This window comes from Moraxella caprae DSM 19149, from assembly GCF_000426885.1.
Lineage (GTDB): Bacteria > Pseudomonadota > Gammaproteobacteria > Pseudomonadales > Moraxellaceae > Moraxella > Moraxella caprae.
Genome location: NZ_AUGF01000041.1, coordinates 1 through 18,970, shown reverse-complemented (window position 1 = coordinate 18,970; position 18,970 = coordinate 1). Strand labels below are relative to the sequence as shown.

Here is an 18,970-nt window from a genome sequence, read left to right as displayed (position 1 = left end):
AGCAGACAGTGGTTATCAAGGCATACAGCATTTATACAAGCAAGCCTTTACGCCACTAAAACAAACTAAGAAATATCCACTTGTACAAGAAGCCAAAGATTATAACGCATTATTGTCTAAAACACGGGTGAGAGTAGAACATATCTTTGCCAAGTTTAAGGCCTTTAAAATGTTCTCAACCACCTATCGTAAATCATTGGCAAGATTTGAACTTAGGGTAAAGCTCGTGTTTGGGTGGATTGGGTAGTTTTGCAGGATGTCTAATAAAGATTTTCAAGCATTTTTAAATTATGAAAGAAACAAGGATGAAGTTGAGAACAAAATTGGTGAGTATTCGGCAAATATAGCAACCAAGCAACAAGAGATTACTGATTATTTGGAAGGCAAGCAAACAAAGATTGAAGGTTTTTCTGATAAATTAGATGACTTAAAAAGTCGTTATAACTTCGTTCTGCTTAACAAAGGATTTGAAGAGTTGTTAGGCAAAAAGGAGACGGATGCTTTTATATTAATGATGTCTTTAATTGCTATGGGTATTCTGATAGTATTTTTATTTTTTCATAATATATATCAAAATTACTCAGATGATGTTATGTGGGGGAAAATTGCAATTAGTATTGGCTTGGAATTAATTTTAATTTATTTTTTTCGCATTATGTTGATAAAACATAATTCATTAAAAACACAAATTATGCAACTTGAATTAAGAGTTGCTCTCTGTCAGTTTATTCAAGATTACGCTAAATACGCCAAAGAAATCAAACAAGACGACCCAAGTGCATTAGAAAAATTTGAAAATGTGATATTTAGTAATATTCTAGCCGATAGTAATGACTTACCAAGCACCTTTGATGGTGTAGAGCAAATCGGCAATCTTATCAAAAATATGAAAGGCTGATGATTTTTGGGCAAATGTGAAAAATCCATGAAAAATCCCCACACCCCACAAAAATCCATAATTTTGGCGTATAATGGAAATAACTTAACATCTATGCCACACCATGCACATTCTCATCATCGAAGACGACCCTGCCATTGCCACGACCTTGCGTTTTTCCTTAGAGCGTGAAGGCTATACCGTGTCATGGGCGGACACCGTTGCCAAAGTCGCCCTATGCCTTGATACGCCACGCCTTGACGCTGTCGTGTTGGACGTGGGATTGCCTGACGGAGACGGTTTTGGCGTGTGCCAAATGATACGCCAAGGCGACAAGCACGCCCACGCCCCCATACTGTTTTTGACAGCACGCACGGACGAGATAGACCGCATTTTGGGCTTGGAGCTGGGGGCGGATGACTACATCGCCAAGCCATTTAGCCCCCGAGAGCTGATAGCACGGCTAAAAGCGATATGGCGTAGAGAGAATATCTTTACCCAAAAATCGGACAAATCTGATACATCAGGCAAATCAGACCCTGCCCACACCGACTTTACCAAAACCACGGGCACGCATACTTGGCGTTATCAAGCCCATGATTATTCACTTTTTCTAAATAATCACGCCTTGACCTTATCAAAAACCGAGCTTGGTATCATGCTCACCTTGCTTGCCAATCCCACGCATATTTTGTCCCGTGAGCAGATTTTGGCAAGCATTTCCGACCACCCCGAACACCGCCTATCACGCACCATTGATAGCCACATCAAGACCTTACGCCAAAAATTGGGCGAAGTGTGTGGTGATGAGATTATTATCACGTATCGGGGGCTTGGGTATGGACTTGTTAATTAATCGTTAAGCCCATACGCTTTTGAATGGTTTTTGGGATATAGCCAGTTCTTGCTGGTTGGTCTGTCAAGCCTAGCAAACCATAAATCTGTCCGCCAATACCCGGAATAACTTCGCCTGTTTGCTTGTCTTTTTGTGCATCAATAGCAAAATAAATAAACTCAAATTTATTGGCAATATCATTTGGAAATTCTGCTTTTAGAGTATCTTGAGAGTTGATGTGCATAACGGGGGATACAATAAAAATCTTTGTGGCTTCTTTGATGGTATCAAAAAGCTCTAATAGGTTTGTACGTACCACACAACTGCCCGATATAACAGATTTGACAATAATAACGGTTTTGGCGGTATGATAGTTTGGTTCTAAATATTTATGTACAATAGGAGCAACACTACTCCCATAACTGGGCTGATAATGATTATTCCAAAAAACTGCCATTTTGGTATTAAAGTTTGCTTTTTTTAATTCATCTTGCACGCCAAGTTGCAAATAATCTGCATCCTCAGCAGTGGATATTAGTAACACCCCGTCTTTATTGTCAATTTGCGAAATAATGTTTTGGGATAATAATTCTCCCAAAACATACATATGCTTTTGGTAGGTTAATGGATTTTTATCTTCCAATAGACCTTGCAAATGTTGTTTTGCTAATGGCGTGGTATATACGCTAAATTGACGAGAGGTGTTCATTTGGGTTCTCCCATTTATTTGGGTTCTGCAATTTTTTCATTGAGCATTGCATTAAAAGTGCAATCAATTGCTCCATGGTTGGATTTTGTGTAGGCGATTGATTTGGTAATGTATCCACATCAACCGAAAGTTCAAGCCCTTGTTCAAATTTGACTTTCAATCTGCCATAATGCAATTTATATTGAACCTGCAGTTTTAACCCTTCTAGATATTTAGTCAGCCAATCGGGAATTGGTTGGTTTGATTTTCTAAATTTAATAAAAGGATTTGGGTAAGCCTCTGACTGGGCATTTTCAAAAATATTTTGAATAGAACCAAACTCATCATTAGATAATATGCCTAAAATAAGGCTGGTTGCATAATTTCTGTCCGCAAGTGTGGCATTTGGTTCAATTAAATTATCAATATATTCTTTGAATGGTTTGTGTCCCAATAAGTCAACCACCTTTGTGTAGTATGGAAAAAATTCACAAGTAAAGTTGGTGTGAGTTATTTTGGTTTTGTTGATATCTGCCTTGCTTATATCTGATACTAGCAAGTAGCAATATGAGTCACTAAACCCAAAAAAGTCAAGGTCTATCTTTCTTTGCTGTAAAAATCTCTGCTCTTGCTCATTATTCCAATCAGCGGTTTGACCATTAGAATTTTTGGCTTGATAACTATACTTGATATTATTCTGCTTATCAATATAAGCAATATCATCAACAAATCCATAAACCTGCGTTTCTAAATATTGTTTTGACAAATCAAGCGTTGCATTATTTGCTATTTCAAATGTTTTGAACAACAAATAATACTGCTCGTATTGAGCACCTTTTAAATTATTAATTCCGCCTCGATGTATGTTTTTGAGTTGTTTTAGTTTGTCTGCGCCAAGATGATTTTCAACAAAATTTTCAAAATCTTGTTTAGTTTTTGAGTAATCCATAAACATAACAACCCTTATTTTTTGTTATACAGCATTTTTTGATACTCAAAAAACCGTAAATCCAACCAATCATGGACACGGTCTTGAATAATTTTGAATTAACTAACTCATCTCTCTTCGTCATTCTACTACAAAGTAAAAAACAACACAAATATTTTTTAACATGTTACAATGTTTTTTTCAAAAAAATATTTGCTTCATGCCCACACTCCACACCCTACTTGACCGCATTTTTAAAAAACGCCTAAGTTTTAGCATTTTTGTGCGGATATGGCTCACCTTTGCCTTGATTACCCTGTTGTCATCGTCCCTTGCCCTATATTATGTCCAAAAAACCGTGCGACCGTCCGCCAAGCGTGTGGTAGAAGACAGCCTTGTAGATACATCAGTGCTACTGTCGCACATCGTGGCAGATGACGTGGCAGATTTATCAAAAGATGAGTTAAATCAATCCCTTAACACCAAATTATCCCACGCCTTTACCGACCCAAGCGAGCTTGCTGGCACGCCAATTTGGTATGATCAAAAATCCACAAGCACTTACCACATCTATATCACGAACAGCACAGGCGTGGTCATCTATGACAGTCGTGGGGCGAGCGTGGGGGCGGATTTTAGCCGTTGGAATGACGTGTATCTGACCTTGCGTGGCAAATACGGGGCAAGAAGCACTGACATCGGCGGGCATTCGGTCATGTATGTGGCAAGCCCGATTGTCTCAGACGGGCAGATAATTGGCGTGGTGTCCGTTGGCAAACCCACCCAAACGCTTATCCCTTATATCAACAAAAGCACCGATGAGATTATTAAGATTATCTTAACGATTATGGCGATCACGCTTGCCACCGCCACGCTCATGGCATGGTGGTTAAGACGCAGCATAGACAGCGTGAACCGCTACACCAAAGGGCTTGCCAGCACCGCTCCGCCCCATTTTTATCTTGGGCGAGAGCTGAACGAACTCATGGCAAGCATTCACGCCATGAAAGACACCATAGAAAACAAGGCGTACGTCAGCGAGTACGTCCACACGCTCACGCATGAGCTAAAATCACCCCTGACCGCCATTCGTGCCAGTAGCGAGATTTTGACGGACGAGCTGAGTCTTACTGAGCGTGAGCAGTTTACCGGCATTATCCTATCGCAAACGGACAAATTGACCGCCTTAGTGGACAAACTTTTGACGCTTGCCAAGATTGAACAGCCCACCTTTAAACTTACCATGAGCGATGTTGATTTGGACGCACTCATTCAAACCTGCCTAAATCAGCAGTCGGCAACCCTAAAACAGCTTGGCAGAACCGTGCAATTTACCAAAAGCGGTATCCATATCCGTACCGATGAATTTTGGCTCACCCAAGCGGTGCAAAACGTCATTGACAACGCCATTTATTATGGCAAAAGCACAATAGTCATTCATATAAGCCAAACCGAGACGGATACGTTTATCCATATCAAAAACGACAGCGACACGCTGGACGACTTTATCATCAAGCGAGCCTTTGAGCGGTATTTTAGCATGGGCAACAGCCACCGCCAAAAAAGCACAGGGCTTGGGCTGACGCTGGTTAAGCAAGTGATAGAGCTACATGGCGGAGCGGTGAGTTTTGGGCAAGATAAGGGCAACGATGTGGTTGTGGTGATGAGTGTGCCACGCTGATTTCACACATTTTCCATAAAAGTCCCACCTTTTTCCATCATTTTTGCACAGACGATTTTTATAATGACTTCATGTTTTTAGGAGTTCATTATGCAAAAAATCGGTACAAAATTATCACTCATCGGGGCGGTGTGCCTTGTGTTTTTTGTCGGACTGATGTTCGTGAGCGGACTTGTGAGCGAGCGACAATTTTATCACGATGAGGTCATCAGCGAGATTAAGTCGTCCCATGTGTCATCGCAAATCCTAGCCACGCCCTTTTTGGTCGCAGGACATGGCGATGAGACGCACTACATTTTCCCCACCAAAAGCGACATCAAGGCGACAAGCAATGTGCGAGATGACGAGTACAAACGGGGCATTTATCGGGCGATAAGCTATGGCACAAAAGTAGTCGTACAGCAGAGTTTTAATACCCACGCCACCGCCCACAGCTTACACATTGATAAGCCTGCCGAGCCTGCCCAAACGGTATCTCCCGATACCCAAACGCAAAACGAACAGGCTCAAAATCAACAAGCTCAATCCACCCCAAGCGAACAAGTCGCCACCCAAAACCCCCAAACCACCCAAGCAACACCCACGCCTGCCACACCTACCGAATCCGTCCACATTCCCAAACCACTAAGGCTTATCATTGCCCTAAGTGATTTACGGGGTGTCATGCCAACCGATGTAACCGTCAATGGCAAAAGCTATCCTGCCACCTTTGGCACAGACAACGCCCTACCGCATTTGGAAGTGGCTTTGCCCATGACCTTGGATGAATTTATGAAAGATGAATTTATGGGCAGTGGGGAGCTAAATGTGCAGTTTGAGCTTGACGTGTCGGGCATTGGCAGTTTTGGCGTGTTACCGCTTGGCGAGATGAACACCGTTACCCTAAACAGCAACTGGCAAAACCCCAAATTCCACGGGCAAGCCCTACCCACGCACAAATCGCTCACCGACAATGGCTTTGGGGCGACATGGCAAGCCCATGTGCTAGGCGTGCAAAATCAAAAACTTATCATGGAGCTATCACGGGGCATCATGGGCGATTTTGACCAACACACGCACCACGCTCTGATGACCGATTTTATCCACACAAACGACACCTACACCAAGACCGACCGCAGTATTAAATATGCCTTGCTTATCATCATGGTGTCATTTGGGACGTTCTTTTTGTTTGAAGTTACCAAAGGTTTACGCATTCACCCCATTCAGTATCTGCTCGTGGCAAGTGCGTTGCTTGTGTTTTATCTACTGCTGTTATCACTTGCCGAACACTTTGCCTTCTTGTATGCCTATATCATCGCAAGCCTTGCCTGTGTGGGGCTTATCGGTTGGTATGCTTGCTATATGCTCGGCTCGTTTGGGCGTGGCATGGGCTTTGGGGCGGTGCTGGGGACGTTGTATGCGTGCTTTTATGCTATACTCTCGGCAAGTGGCATGAACCTGCTTATGGGGTCGGTGTTCTCCTTTGTGTGTATCGCCGTGGTGATGATTGCTACTCGTCATGTGGATTGGTATGGCATGACAGGGCAAAATGATGACAATAAAAGTGATGAAAGCGACAATACACCGCCCACACCACGCACGCAACTGCCACAAGTTGCCACAATCAACCAAACTACCAACCCAACCAATCAGGAGATCGCCCATGACTAATATCACAACCGTAAACACCCTAATCGGCAAACCCAAATCGGCAATCTTAAATGAATTTGAACAAGATAACTGCGTGGAGTTTTTGCATTGGCTGTATGTGCCAAAATTAAAGCTGTTGATGAGCTTCCATCGGCAGGTGTGTGCAGGGGTGGAAGTGGTGTAGAGTAAATAAAAGGCATTGTGAAATAACAATGCCTTTTAAGTTTTTAAAGTTTGGACGTGTGATGGAGGGCGAATTATATTCGCCCTGATTTAGAATTTTAATAAAGGGTAAATATTTACTGGTCAGCCATTACAAAAAACGGACTGATTTTTTTGGCAAAATTCTTTATAATAAATCTCTTTCCAAACTAAAAATAAACCCTTATAAATACTAGGGTTGAAATTTTTAAAAATCCACAAAAATCTGGGTTTGGAAAGAAGTCTAATAAAAAATTATTTTATTGAAAATATGCCAAACCCTTTAACAAACGATTACAGAACAGGACAGTATTTATGCCAATTCTTAGCTTATTTGGGTTGATTTTTGAATGGCATGATGAAAAGTACGAACTTGTTCATAAAAATCGTGGCATTACATTAGATGAAGTGGTGAGCGTATTTTTTGATGACAACGCCCTTGAAAAAGATGATTTTGGCGATTATGATGAACAAAGAACCCTAACAATCGGTATGAGCAATCAAGCACGATTATTGGTCGTGGTTTGGACGCAAAGGGGCGAGACTTATCGCATTATTACCGCCTTTTTTCCAAGTAAAAACCAAGAAAAGGAGTATGCCAATGCAAAATATTGACCCAGATTATGAACGCTATAAAGATTTTGATTTTAGTGGGGCGACACCCACCAAAAACCCACAAATCTTACAGGCAAGGGCAAGAAAAAAAGCCCATGATGATTTGAGCAATTTTTTTGACAGCGATGTCCAAGAAGTCATCAAACAGCACAACACCCCCAAAGACAGGGAGCGATTAAACACGATGATTAGGGTTTTGTTTGCCACTTAAAACGCATGGCATGAACGGTTTTTTGGCATAAGCATTACAAAAAACGGACTGATTTTTTTGGCAAAATTCTTTATAATACACCCTTCATCTCTATCAATTAGGAGAATACCATGAATGATTTGCTCGCCCAATTTATCCCCATGTTTGTTGTAACGTTTGGGGTGTTTGTGCTGTTTTTTTTGTTTATGGGGATTGGTTATTTGGTCAAGAAAAAACCCCTAAAAGGCTCGTGTGGGGGTGTGGCGACACTAATGGGCGATGAGTTTTGCCAGTTTTGTGGCAATGACCCCAACAAATGCGAAACCCTAACCGAAGACGACAAAAAAGCCATGCTCGCCAACAAAGCAACATTGGATAAGATTGCCAAAGAGGTTTGATTTGGTGGTTTTAAAACTTATTTGAATTTTAAAAAGGGCGAATTATTTGCCCTTTTTCTTTTATGATTACTTAACCTCAAAATACACCAACGAGCGTGGAAAGCACGCCTCTACAAAAGTATCATTTAAAAAATACAGAATTGGTGCAAATTAGGGTCAATTCACTGTATTTATCCTAAATTTTTCCCTTTTCAAGCTTTACCCTTTTTTGTTAAAATCCCATCTTTACCCACACCAAACCGCCATGCCAAACACCCCACACTCCCACAAATCCGCCCTGCCCCTTGCCCTACTTATCATCACGCTTGTACTATTGGCGATAAATATGCGTTCGCCCATTGTCATGCTAGGCTCGGTCGCTCCCACGCTCACAGACGCACTGGGCTTATCGGTGTCCGCCATTGGGCTGTTGGGGTCGCTTCCCATGCCAATGTTTGCCTTTGGGGCTCTGGTTGCTCCCATGCTCGCCAAGCGTTTTGGGCTAGAAGTTATGATGATGATAAGCGGTGCGGTGCTGGCGGTCGGTGTACTGTCTCGGGTGTGGCTTGGGGTGAGTGGGCTGTTTGTCGGTACGGTTGTTTTGTCGCTTGCCATTGGGCTATTAAACGCCCTAACCGCTCCTTTCATCAAAAAATACGTCCCCAATCACATCGCTCTTGCCACAGGCGTATTTAGCCTATCCATGTCGGTGTGTGCAGGGCTGTGTGCCTATCTGGTCGTACCGCTCATGGGCGTGGTGTCGTGGCAGGTGGCTTTGTCATGGTGGGGGGTATTTGCGGTGATGGCGTTTTTTATGTTATTATTTATCAATAAGTTATATCATGCCGACACCGCCCAAACCACAAGCACGCCCAGCCATTTTAACGCATGGAAAAGCAAGGATGCTTGGTATTTGGGCGTGTATATGGGGATACAGTCGTTACTGTTTTATACAGTGGCAAGCTTTTTGCCGTCCATTGGCATAGGTTATGGGCTAAATTTGGCAAACGCAAGCGGACTTGCCCTTGCTTTTCAGCTGTCCGCTCCTGTGGCGATATTTTTATTAACCTTTTTAATCAAAAGAAATTTTCCCATAAAAATCATTGCCTTAGTGGCAAGCCTTGCCAACGTGGTGGGGTCGGGCGGATTGATTTGGTTCCCTGATTATCTCATGACTTGGTCGGCACTCATGGGCTTTGGCGGGGCGTGTATTTTTACGTTGTCGCTCATGCTGTTTTCTATTCGTACAACACGGCTTGACACCGCTCGGGATTTGTCGGGCATGGTGCAGGCGGTGGGCTATGGCGTGGCGTTTTTTGGCCCGTTGGTGCTGGGTAAATTGTACGAAAAAACAGGCACTTGGGAGCTGTCGCTGTATGTGCTGTTTATTCTAATGTGTGTCAATGTCGGTTTTGGCTGGCTGGCTGGGCGTGGGGATAGGGTGGATTGAGTGATATGATTGCCTCATGGGATTTGCACGCTGTCGTGCCTGCGTTGGTGATTGGTTTGGCAGGGTTTTTGGTGGGGAATAGCTTGAAATCTAAAACCTAAACATTTCAATAAAATGAGTTGAGTTATGAAACCCAACTCATTAACCTTTTAAGTATACTAGCTCTTATTCTTCATCTACTATCTTATCAATGGTACTAAACATTGTCCAAAAAGAACCTATTTCATCACCTATCATGACATTATAGGTAACAATATATTTTTCTCCCTGCGACTTAATCTTAATTTCACAAGTATTCACTTCTTTTGAAGAAGTTACCGTTTCTATTCCCAATATCCTATAATCTGATTTCTTAACACTATCTTCTGAGACACTAAATTCTCTAGCAAGCTTATTCTGAACCACTGCATCAGCACTAGCCTCACATGAATAAGCTCTCTGTCCTGAAAGAACTTCCAATGTCTCGCCAACACTTTCATCACTACCACCCTTTGCATTAAAAAATAGAAAACCAAAGACTATTAATGCGACTACTATAATAAAATGCATAGTTACTCCCAATAAAAAAAGAAATAAAGAATTTTTACTGTTGAAATCATTTTGGTTTATGATAAAATAACAGATGCTAAAAATCCAACTAATAATATTTTGCCTAACACACAAAAGTTTTGGGGGAAACATGAAAATTGGCACAGCAATAAAATTCTTAAGAGAGTTAAAAGGCATGACACAAGATGAGCTTGCAGAGAAACTCAATATGACCCCAAACGGTTATGGTCATATTGAGAGAAATTTGGGTAATCCTAATTTACCTAAAATTGAAAAAATTGCTAAGGTTTTTGACATGACAACGGTAGAATTTTTAGATTTTTGCGAAAATGGTGCAACGTTTTTTATTGCAGGCGACAATCAACAAACAGGCGATAGTAGTAACCACCAAAATTATTATATTTGTGGCAAATCAGGACATGAAACTTTATTAGCAGAATTAGAAAAAGCACGGGCAACCATTCAGTATAAAGATGAATTATTGGCACAACAATTAAGAGAAATTCAAAGTCTAAACAAACATATTGAATTGTTAGAAAAGAATTTGTCAAAATATGAATAGAAACAGGGAAAATCAATAACAATTAAATTCTGGTTAAATAAAAAGGGCGAACACTCGCCCCTTTTTCACACCACATCCACCACAATCGGCTTGCCATTGTGCATCAGTACCGTTACGTCCACGTTATACAGCACTTTCATGTTTTCGGCGGTTAGCACGTCTTTTGGCGTACCCACCGACACCACTTCGCCCCCTTTCATCATCACAACCGTATCGGCAAATTGGGACGCTTGGTTGATGTCGTGTAGCACGATGACTACCGTTTTGCCACGACTTGCCAGCACCTTCATCTGTCGCATGAGTCGTCCTGCGTGGTACATATCTAGGTTGTTGAGCGGTTCATCAAGCAGGATATACGGCGTATCTTGGCACACCACCATGGCAATCAGCACACGCTGACGCTGACCGCCCGACAAATCCGACAAAAACCGCTCGGCAAGTGGCTCTAATTCAAAGGTTGTAATCATCTCCTCCACCTTATCCTTATCCGCCTGTGTGGGTCTGCCCTGATGATAAGGATAACGCCCAAACATGAGCAGCTCACGCACACGCAGTCGCCCCTGAATGTGGTTTTCTTGGGCGAGCATGGCGACCACTTTTGCCATATCACTATCTGTGGCGGTGCTGATGTCATGCCCATCAAAGCTGATACAGGCGGATTTGTCCTGCAAAGGATTCATGCGAGCCATCAGGCTAAACAGCGTACTTTTGCCCGCCCCGTTCGCTCCGATGAGTGCAATGATTTGCCCTGTGGGTAGCTCAAAGTTTACGTTTTTTAAAATGGGTAAATCGCCGATGTTGTGGCTAACGTTTTTTACTTTTATCATAAATACCCCAATTATTCCAACAAATACAAAGGCAAGCCAAGCCCAAATAAATCAAAAAATGAATGTGCCAAAGTAAATGGCAACAATTCATCACTTTTATAGCGTAATAACAAAAACACAATCCCCAAAGTAGTAATGGTTAATGCTCCTGCCAATCCTTGATAGGTATGAAAGGCAAATCGCACAAACAAAGTAAACACAATGGCAAGGGGCAAATGTTTTTTTGTGGTCAATGCCACCAATCCAATAAAAAACACTTCCTCATAAAAGCCATTTAGCAGGGCAAATAAAACAAAGGAAACAGACCACATACTAAAATGCTCGCTTGCCCCATGATGTGCCTCTGTGGTTGGATAAAGCTCGGGAAAAGCCCAGTATTGCAAATACTCATAAAGCGATGCCACCGTTCCTGCAATGAGAATGTATAGCACCACTTTTGGCAATGTCCAGCGATTGACACTAAAATTTAATTGTTTAAAATCAAATTTACGATAGGTCAAATACCCAAACGCCACCAATAATGCCACAATTTCACTCAAAATCCCCGACCAATTACTTGAACTGTTGAATTCCAAAGTCTCAGGAGCAACCTGCTCATGGCTTATCAATTCAAAAAACTGCATATTGGAACTATAAATGGCAAAGCCAAAAAATATAATCGCCAAAATAACCACATCAAATAAGTGCAATGATTTTAATTTATTTTTCATTCAACAACCTAAATTTATAGATTAAATTTTATGTATTAAGAATTATTGCATTGTACGTTGTTTGCTATATTGCATAAAAATCAGTAGCAAAAACGCCACCCCGCCAAACAGCTCAATTACCACTTCAAGCACGCCTGCCATTTTAAAGACATGCTCAAACACCGCCTGTCCCACGATGAGCGTGCTACTGGCGATGAGCGTTACCAAAATCAGCCTCTCGCCATGAGCCATTTTGGTGCAAAACCGATTGGTCAAAGCACACACAAGTAACCCAAAAAACGTAATCGGACCCACAAGGGCGGTTGCCATAGACACCAGTAGCGAGATTGTCATCAAAATACCAAGAGACAGCTTATGATACGGCACGCCAAGCGAAATGGCACAATTTCTACCCAAGAGTAGCACGTCTAACGCAAACCGTTGTCGCCACACATAAATAAAAGTCGCCACCGACAGCACCACACTGGTGATGAGCAGATTGACATTGACGGCGGTAAAACTGGCGTAACTTTGGGCTTGTACGGTAACAAATTCATCAGGATTTATCATGCGAGCGACCATGTAGGATAGGCTACGAAACAACGTCCCAAAAATCACGCCCACCAAGATAAGTCGTGTCAAATCCTGATTGTGCTTGGTAAACAAAAAGCGAAACAGAAGCACCGACAGCAACATCATGACCGCCACTTCAAAGGCAAATTTACCCACCGTTGGCAAGGTGACATAACTTAGCATACCCAAAAAGAACAGCATCAGGCTCTGTATCAAGACATATAAGGCATCAAAGCCCAAGAGACTTGGCGTTAAAATGGGGTTATGCGTAAGCGTTTGAAACAACAGCGTAGATACCCCCACCGCATAGCCTACCACCAAAAAAGCAATGAGTTTGCGAGTACGCAGGGGCAAGGCAAAATCCCAACTGATGACATTTAAGGTCAAATACAGCCCACAGCCAATCACAAGCACGATAAACGCCAACAAAATAGGATTGCCCAATAACTTTTTTATAAAATTCATCACACGCCCCTATTTTGATTTTGACAAAAGCCATAAAAACAGTGCCGACCCTAGCACGCCAAAGACGACATAGACAGGGATTTCAAAGGGATAGCGTATCACACGCCCAATAATATCGCACAAAAGGACACAAGACGCACCAAGCAACGCCACCGCAGGGAGCGATACTCGTAGGCGGTCTCCGACCAGACGGCTCACGATATTTGGCACGACAAGCCCCACAAAGCTAATCGCCCCCACCGTAACCACCACCACCGCACTTATCATCGCCACCATGCCAATGGCGAGCCACATGACGGCGTCTTTATTGACCCCCAAATTTTTGGCGATACCGTCCCCAAGCCCGATAATCGTCAAACGGTCTGCCATGATATAAGCAATGGCGGACAAAATCCCCACCAGCCACAAGGTCTCATACCGCCCTGCCAGCACGCTAGAAAAATCGCCAAACCGCCACACCGACAGCATTTGCACCGTCTCGGTCTGATACGCCAAAAACAAGGTCGCCGAATCAATAATCCCCCCAAACACAATCCCCACAAGCGGAATGATGAGAAAATCGGTGGGCGGTAAGCGTTTGATAATCTGCATAAAAATCATCATACCGCCAAACGCCATGACGGTTGCCACGCTCATCTTACCCAAAAGGGGCAAGGTTGGCATATATAGGCTTGTGAGCAAAATCCCCAAAACCGCCGACTGTGTCGCCCCAACCATAGACGGCTCAACAAAGCGGTTTTTTAGCACAACCTGCATCATCATGCCTGCTATCGCCATGCTCGCCCCTGTCAAAATCAAAGCGAGCGTACGGGGCAGACGGCTCACCAAAAATAGCTGTGAACTGTGGTCGGTGTCGTCAAAGAGTTTTGCCCATGAAAAATCCGCCACCCCCACCGAAATGCTGATGACAATCAAAACAAACAAAAGCAAAAACGCACCAACATTGACAAATGCTGGCGACCACCGAGATTTTGGGGCGGACTTCGGGGTAGAGAGTGTCGCTGTGGTCATAGGGTTCCCAAGTGATAATTCCTAAGGTGCATGGTGGGGCAAAGAGGTTTATAATTTGAAATGGGCTTATATGATAAATTGATATGATCAAATCAAAATATATGCCCCAATTTGCATTTTTAAAATAATGCCTTTGTAGGGGCGTGCTTTCCACGCCTTTTGGTATATTTTGAATTTAAATAACCATGTTTAAAATTTGGATGTGTAGGGGCGAATACAACGCCCAAAAAACACTTATGGTACAGGGCAAATGTAACTTCCCCTACAAATTCACTACAAACACAATCAATTAACAATACTAATAAAAATCAGCAAAAGGGCGAATAAAATCCGCCCCTTTTTTACACCCGACATCAATTACTGAGCTGTTTTTGCATTAAACGCATCGGCAACAATCTTAGCATCTTTTAGCCATTGATAATAGCCACCAAAAGCAAGATAAGAATCTGGACTGACATAGACGATTTGGTTGTTTTTATAGGCTTTGGTGTTATGCATGAGTGGGTTATTTAGCACTTCCTTAGCCGATACGCCTTCTTCGCCAATCGCTGACGTGCGGTCTAGGACAAACAGCCAATCAGGGTCAATTTTTTGGATATATTCAAAGCTAATGGGCTGACCATGACGCTCTTCGTTTTTGTTCACGTCAGCGTCCGCCATAGGAATGCCGAATGTGGTGTGTAGATAGCCGTAGCGTGAGTTTTTGCCATAGGCACTCATTTTGTTGCCATTGATAAGAATGGCAAGCCCATTGCCCTTGCCTTCTACCGCTTTTTTGGTCTCGGCGATGGCAGTATCAATGTCGGCGATGAGCTTGTCGGCTTCGGCAGTTTTACCAAACACTTTACCAAAATCGGTAATCTGCTGTTTGCTTGACGCATACATGTCATTGGTGTCGATGGTTAGGTTATACGTTGGGGCGATTTTGCCAAGCTCTTCGCTCTTTCCTGCCATACGAGAACCCACAAAAATCGCTTGTGGTTTTAGGCTGTGCAATACTTCTAAATTTGGCTCAAATAGCGTACCAACGCTTGTGCCGTCTGGCGTGCCGTCCGCTTTTAGGTTTAGGGTAGCGATACGCTCGGCAGTCATCTCGGCTGACGGCATGCCTTGCACCGCCACGCCCAAGGCTTTTAGGTTTTGTAGGGCGGTCATGTCATAAACAGCGATAGGGTTAGGATTGGCAGGGATGGTCTGCTCGCCTGTGGCGGTCTTGATGGTAACATCGCCTGTGGCAGGGGTTGCTGTGGTGTCAGCAGGTTTGGTTTGTGCCGATTGGGCTTGCTCGGCAGGGGCGGTGTCTGTGGTTGCAGGTTTGTCTTGATTGCAAGCGGTCAGACCAAACACACCAACAACGGCAAGGGCTAAAAGTTTTTTGGTAAACATAGCACGTCCTATATATGACAAAACAAGAAAAATAAATGATGGTTACATATTTTAACCAAAAATCTTTGATAAATCAATGAAAATAGGAATATTTAACAAATAATTTAGATTGCCAGTTGTGATTTTGACAAAAATAAAACCAGCCATTTGTTATGACTGGTTTTATGCTGTCTAATTATCAGAAATCGTAACGCAAACCTGCTTCCACACCAAAGGCATCGCTTTGAACCTTGATGAGCTGGTCGTTGGTGTATTTAAATTCAGTGCGGTCATCATAGTTTAATGTACCAAATGCACGAACCCTAGTACCACCATCACGCTTTAACCATTTGATGATACCCATACTGGCAACAGTGCGTTCACCATCTTTAAAACCTTTAAAATTATCAGCATGGCCTGCTTGAGCATAAAAATCGGTCTTATCATCCATGCTGTAATAGCCCGTGATTAATGCACCTAATTCTTTATTACCACTATTGTAGTCTGTTTGCTGAGCAATGATGCCATACTTAAACTTATCAGTAGGTTTTAACCACACCATGCCACGCAAGGCTTTAAACTCGCCTGCATAGGTATAAGCAAGTCCTGCATCAAACTTCTCATCTTCATGCAACACATGACCTGCAATCAAATCTCTTCTGATTGTAGTTTGTTCGCCATTGACAAAAACGCCACTAACTGCACCGCCGTGATTATTGGAACCACTGACATACGCTCCAATGTCTTCATCCATGGCATAATGGAGCTTGAACTGCGTCTTATCATTAATTTTTGGACTGGTGTATTGGAACGTATTATTGGTACGCTGACCATGATAGCTAAATGGTGCTTCCGCCCCTGAGGCATATAGATAGCCTGCATTGACATAATCAATGTCATCATCAGGGGTGTACATGCGACCTGCGGCCAGATGCCCATAATCTTTATGTTTTAATCCCAAATAAGTGGTACGAGCAGCAAAATTTAAGCTTTTGCCATCACTAGTGACAGCATCATTATCCAAAAAGACACTGTATTCTAAACGATAATCCAAAGTAACATCATCTGTCAGCTTTTCATCGCCTGTAAAGCGAATACGAGAACCCCCCGAATTTAACGTCGTACGGTCAGTATTGGTTTTGGATACTGCATTGGTGACTGTGTTGGTCTCAGTAACATCTTTATTCTCATAAAGCGTACTCAGATAAAGACGACCTGAAATTTTAGGGTCGGCATGAGCGGTTGTGGCAAGCATGGCACCAAGGGCAATGGAAGTGGCGATGGCTAGTTTTTGAGCGGAAAAATGTTTCATGATGTTCCTTAAGCTGAGGCGGTGTTACCATGTCCACTTAATTAATCCTAATTAAGCATTCCTGCCATGATAACAACAGCGTTTATCTTGATACAAATTAAAGTTTCATAACTGCAAGGTAAATATACATAAAATTACATCATATTGCAAATATTTTTTACTATAATCCATAAAAACCCAAAAAATCGGTCATGTTTTGCCCATAATTTGTCAGTTTTTGCCAAAATAGCGTGGTTTTTGTTTACATTTTTATAATTATTTTTTACAATAGTTCTTTTAAATTCATGATGATAACGAACATGACTGATACTCATTCTCCCTTAGATGTGGTGCTTGCCCTATCGCATTTGGATAAACCCCTAGCAGACATTAGCAGTGATGATTTTGATGATTATGCCAAACAGGTCATCAAAGCGATTGGCACGGCTTACGACACCGCCCAATTACAAGAATTAAAAGGGGCATTGCAAGGCAAAAAATCCCCCATTACCGCCCTATCTAAGCAAATGGGCGGACTTGACAGCGAGGGCAAAAAAACCTACGGGGCGTACTTGCACGAGCTTCGCACCCGTATCGCCACCGCCCTTGATGAACGTGGGGCGGTATTGGCAAAAGAAGCCCTAAACGCCAAGCTCATGGCAGAGCAAATCGACATCACGCTCCCGCCACGCCACCGCCCCACAGGTGGACTGCACCCGATTACGCACACCACAGAGCGTATGAAGCAGTTTTTTGTGCAGGCGGGATTTAGCGTGGCGACAGGTCCTGAGGTTGAGAGCGATTATTATAACTTTGAGGCACTCAATATCCCCGACCATCACCCTGCCCGTGCCATGCACGACACCTTCTATTTTGACGCTCATTATCTGCTTCGTACACACACATCAGGCGTTCAGATTCGCACGATGGAAAAATCAGAGCCACCCCTACGAATCATCTGCCCTGGGCGTGTGTATCGCTGTGATAGCGATCAGACGCACTCGCCCATGTTTCATCAAATGGAAGGTTTGATGATTTCAAAATCGTCCAATTTTGCCGAGTTAAAGGGCGTGATTCATGAATTTTTGAATGCGTTTTTTGGCAGGGAAATGACCGTGCGGTTTCGTCCGAGCTTTTTCCCCTTTACCGAGCCGTCTGCGGAGGTGGACATTTTGTCCGACTCTGGCAAATGGCTAGAAGTCTTAGGCTGTGGCATGGTACATCCGCAAGTGCTTCGTAATTGTGGCATTAACCCTGACGAATACACAGGCTTTGCCTTTGGGCTGGGCATTGAACGCTTTGCCATGCTGTATTATGGCATTGATGATTTGCGAGTATTTTTCCAAAATGATGTAAGATTTTTGGGGCAGTTTGCTTAAGGAAGTCATATGCTAAATGCTTATCAAGCGGTCATCACAAACGGTCAATTGACTTGGCTTGACCCCATTCCCAATCTTGAAAATCAGACAGTAACGGTCATTGTGTTGCCCAATCAGCCTGCTGAAAAACCTGCGGATAAACCCAGAAAAATCGGCATGTCCGCAGGTAAAGCCAAATTTCCCGATGATATTAATAAATATGATGATGAAGTGGCAAGATTGTTTGGCGTGGAATTGTAAGACATGGCGTATTTATTAGATACCCACATTGTACTTTGGTTAAATTATGAACCCCATAAAATCACTTATGAACTTGAACAAATTTTATTAAATAAAAATCATAAAATTTATTTTAGTTCAGTAAATATTTGGGAAGTGGCAATCAAATCAAAACTGGACAAACTTGATATTGTTGGGGCAAATCCAAAAGGACTGTATGATGATTTGTTGGACGGTGGTTATGATGAATTGGCTGTCTTATCAAAACATTGCATACAATAGACTTCCTGCAAAACCCAAAATAAGGAAAACCGTTCGTGGTGAGCTTGTCGAACCATAACGGTTTTCCGCCACCCCTCAACAAGCTCGGGGCGAACGGAAAGCCTAGTTTTGCAGGAAGTCTAATTAGAAAATTTGCCTTTTGTGCATAGAGACCCTTTTGATAGATTGTTAATCAGTCAAGCCATGAGTGAAAATTTAACTTTAATTACTTATGATAACTGTATTTTAAAATACGATTGTGTTAAAACTTTAAAGATTTAATACATAAAAAAACCAAATAAGAG

The 18,970-nt window shown here is 42.6% G+C and carries 23 protein-coding genes; 14 read left to right on the top strand and 9 right to left on the bottom strand.

What is annotated here, in order from left to right; translation table 11 throughout:
- From K941_RS0109985 to K941_RS0109975, 3 genes are all read left to right on the top strand, one after another.
- The coding region (locus K941_RS0109985) for an IS5/IS1182 family transposase (protein WP_029103507.1) at nucleotides 1–247 on the top strand (247 nt) is incomplete at its 5' end.
- 9 nt (nucleotides 248–256) lie between these two features.
- On the top strand, nucleotides 257–898 hold the full coding sequence (locus tag K941_RS17795) for a hypothetical protein (RefSeq protein WP_036388094.1): 642 nt from the start codon (nucleotides 257–259) through the stop codon (nucleotides 896–898).
- Nucleotides 899–1,001: 103 nt separating this feature from the next.
- On the top strand, nucleotides 1,002–1,733 hold the full coding sequence (locus tag K941_RS0109975; protein ID WP_029103506.1) for a response regulator: 732 nt from the start codon (nucleotides 1,002–1,004) through the stop codon (nucleotides 1,731–1,733).
- Here the strand turns inward: K941_RS0109975 and K941_RS0109970 are convergent.
- Both K941_RS0109970 and K941_RS15485 read right to left on the bottom strand, forming a co-directional pair.
- Entirely contained in the window at nucleotides 1,726–2,421 is a 696-nt protein-coding gene (locus tag K941_RS0109970) for a hypothetical protein (RefSeq protein ID WP_036388092.1), read from the bottom strand. The two genes, K941_RS0109975 and K941_RS0109970, sit on opposite strands and share 8 nt — an antisense overlap.
- On the bottom strand, nucleotides 2,399–3,349 hold the full coding sequence (locus tag K941_RS15485; RefSeq protein ID WP_147287535.1) for a hypothetical protein: 951 nt from the start codon (nucleotides 3,347–3,349) through the stop codon (nucleotides 2,399–2,401). Before K941_RS15485 ends, K941_RS0109970 begins: the two co-directional genes overlap by 23 nt.
- A 199-nt stretch (nucleotides 3,350–3,548) precedes the next feature.
- Here K941_RS15485 and creC point away from each other — a divergent pair, with 199 nt between their 5' ends.
- The 7 genes from creC (at nucleotide 3,549) to K941_RS0109930 (ending at nucleotide 9,474) form a co-directional block, all read left to right on the top strand.
- On the top strand, nucleotides 3,549–5,009 hold the full coding sequence (gene creC, locus K941_RS15480; protein ID WP_167539600.1) for a two-component system sensor histidine kinase CreC: 1,461 nt from the start codon (nucleotides 3,549–3,551) through the stop codon (nucleotides 5,007–5,009).
- A gap of 90 nt (nucleotides 5,010–5,099) precedes the next feature.
- Complete coding sequence (gene creD, locus K941_RS16495; protein WP_051226008.1) at nucleotides 5,100–6,662, top strand: cell envelope integrity protein CreD; 1,563 nt, start codon at nucleotides 5,100–5,102, stop codon at nucleotides 6,660–6,662.
- Nucleotides 6,655–6,825 carry a hypothetical protein gene (locus tag K941_RS17165; RefSeq protein ID WP_156892323.1) on the top strand — a complete coding sequence of 57 codons (171 nt, stop codon included), beginning with the start codon at nucleotides 6,655–6,657 and terminating at the stop codon, nucleotides 6,823–6,825. The genes creD and K941_RS17165 overlap by 8 nt, the downstream gene beginning before the upstream one ends.
- Before the next feature lie 332 nt (nucleotides 6,826–7,157).
- The gene (locus tag K941_RS0109945; protein ID WP_029103504.1) at nucleotides 7,158–7,457 is read left to right on the top strand and encodes a BrnT family toxin; all 300 of its coding nucleotides are present in this window, start codon (nucleotides 7,158–7,160) and stop codon (nucleotides 7,455–7,457) included.
- A complete protein-coding gene (locus K941_RS0109940) occupies nucleotides 7,444–7,668 on the top strand; it encodes a hypothetical protein (RefSeq protein ID WP_029103503.1) in 225 nt (74 codons plus the stop codon). The genes K941_RS0109945 and K941_RS0109940 overlap by 14 nt, the downstream gene beginning before the upstream one ends.
- 110 nt (nucleotides 7,669–7,778) lie before the next feature.
- Nucleotides 7,779–8,045, top strand: coding sequence for a (Na+)-NQR maturation NqrM (gene nqrM / locus K941_RS0109935; protein WP_029103502.1), 267 nt, complete (start codon nucleotides 7,779–7,781; stop codon nucleotides 8,043–8,045).
- 244 nt (nucleotides 8,046–8,289) lie between these two features.
- Nucleotides 8,290–9,474, top strand: coding sequence for an MFS transporter (locus K941_RS0109930; protein ID WP_036388089.1), 1,185 nt, complete (start codon nucleotides 8,290–8,292; stop codon nucleotides 9,472–9,474).
- Between the two features lie 165 nt (nucleotides 9,475–9,639).
- Here K941_RS0109930 and K941_RS0109920 read toward each other — a convergent pair whose 3' ends face one another.
- Nucleotides 9,640–10,023: a hypothetical protein gene (locus K941_RS0109920; RefSeq protein ID WP_084137740.1), complete on the bottom strand. Its 384-nt coding sequence runs from the start codon at nucleotides 10,021–10,023 to the stop codon at nucleotides 9,640–9,642.
- A gap of 130 nt (nucleotides 10,024–10,153) precedes the next feature.
- Between K941_RS0109920 and K941_RS0109915 the strand changes: the two genes are divergently transcribed.
- The gene (locus K941_RS0109915; RefSeq protein ID WP_029103499.1) at nucleotides 10,154–10,585 is read left to right on the top strand and encodes a helix-turn-helix domain-containing protein; all 432 of its coding nucleotides are present in this window, start codon (nucleotides 10,154–10,156) and stop codon (nucleotides 10,583–10,585) included.
- Nucleotides 10,586–10,650: 65 nt separating this feature from the next.
- Here the strand turns inward: K941_RS0109915 and K941_RS0109910 are convergent, their stop codons facing one another.
- From K941_RS0109910 to K941_RS16490, 6 genes are all read right to left on the bottom strand, one after another.
- A complete protein-coding gene (locus K941_RS0109910) occupies nucleotides 10,651–11,412 on the bottom strand; it encodes an iron ABC transporter ATP-binding protein (RefSeq protein WP_029103498.1) in 762 nt (253 codons plus the stop codon).
- An 11-nt stretch (nucleotides 11,413–11,423) separates the two neighbouring features.
- Nucleotides 11,424–12,122 carry a CPBP family intramembrane glutamic endopeptidase gene (locus K941_RS0109905; protein WP_029103497.1) on the bottom strand — a complete coding sequence of 233 codons (699 nt, stop codon included), beginning with the start codon at nucleotides 12,120–12,122 and terminating at the stop codon, nucleotides 11,424–11,426.
- 42 nt (nucleotides 12,123–12,164) lie between these two features.
- On the bottom strand, nucleotides 12,165–13,139 hold the full coding sequence (locus K941_RS0109900) for an iron chelate uptake ABC transporter family permease subunit (protein ID WP_036388087.1): 975 nt from the start codon (nucleotides 13,137–13,139) through the stop codon (nucleotides 12,165–12,167).
- Between the two features lie 9 nt (nucleotides 13,140–13,148).
- Nucleotides 13,149–14,150 (bottom strand): ABC transporter permease, encoded by a 1,002-nt coding sequence (locus K941_RS0109895; RefSeq protein ID WP_029103495.1) that lies wholly within the window; start codon nucleotides 14,148–14,150, stop codon nucleotides 13,149–13,151.
- Between the two features lie 357 nt (nucleotides 14,151–14,507).
- A complete protein-coding gene (locus tag K941_RS0109890) occupies nucleotides 14,508–15,536 on the bottom strand; it encodes a siderophore ABC transporter substrate-binding protein (protein WP_036388085.1) in 1,029 nt (342 codons plus the stop codon).
- Between the two features lie 178 nt (nucleotides 15,537–15,714).
- A complete protein-coding gene (locus tag K941_RS16490; RefSeq protein WP_029103493.1) occupies nucleotides 15,715–16,827 on the bottom strand; it encodes a porin in 1,113 nt (370 codons plus the stop codon).
- A 299-nt stretch (nucleotides 16,828–17,126) separates the two neighbouring features.
- On the opposite strand from K941_RS16490, the gene pheS reads away from it, so the two are divergent.
- The 3 genes from pheS to K941_RS0109865 are packed head-to-tail and all read left to right on the top strand — an operon-like array spanning nucleotide 17,127 to nucleotide 18,686.
- Nucleotides 17,127–18,185 (top strand): phenylalanine--tRNA ligase subunit alpha, encoded by a 1,059-nt coding sequence (gene pheS, locus K941_RS0109875; protein ID WP_051226007.1) that lies wholly within the window; start codon nucleotides 17,127–17,129, stop codon nucleotides 18,183–18,185.
- Nucleotides 18,186–18,194: 9 nt separating this feature from the next.
- Nucleotides 18,195–18,425: a hypothetical protein gene (locus K941_RS0109870; protein WP_029103490.1), complete on the top strand. Its 231-nt coding sequence runs from the start codon at nucleotides 18,195–18,197 to the stop codon at nucleotides 18,423–18,425.
- Between the two features lie 3 nt (nucleotides 18,426–18,428).
- Nucleotides 18,429–18,686 carry a type II toxin-antitoxin system VapC family toxin gene (locus tag K941_RS0109865; protein WP_029103489.1) on the top strand — a complete coding sequence of 86 codons (258 nt, stop codon included), beginning with the start codon at nucleotides 18,429–18,431 and terminating at the stop codon, nucleotides 18,684–18,686.
- The last annotated feature ends 284 nt before the right edge of the window (nucleotides 18,687–18,970 follow it).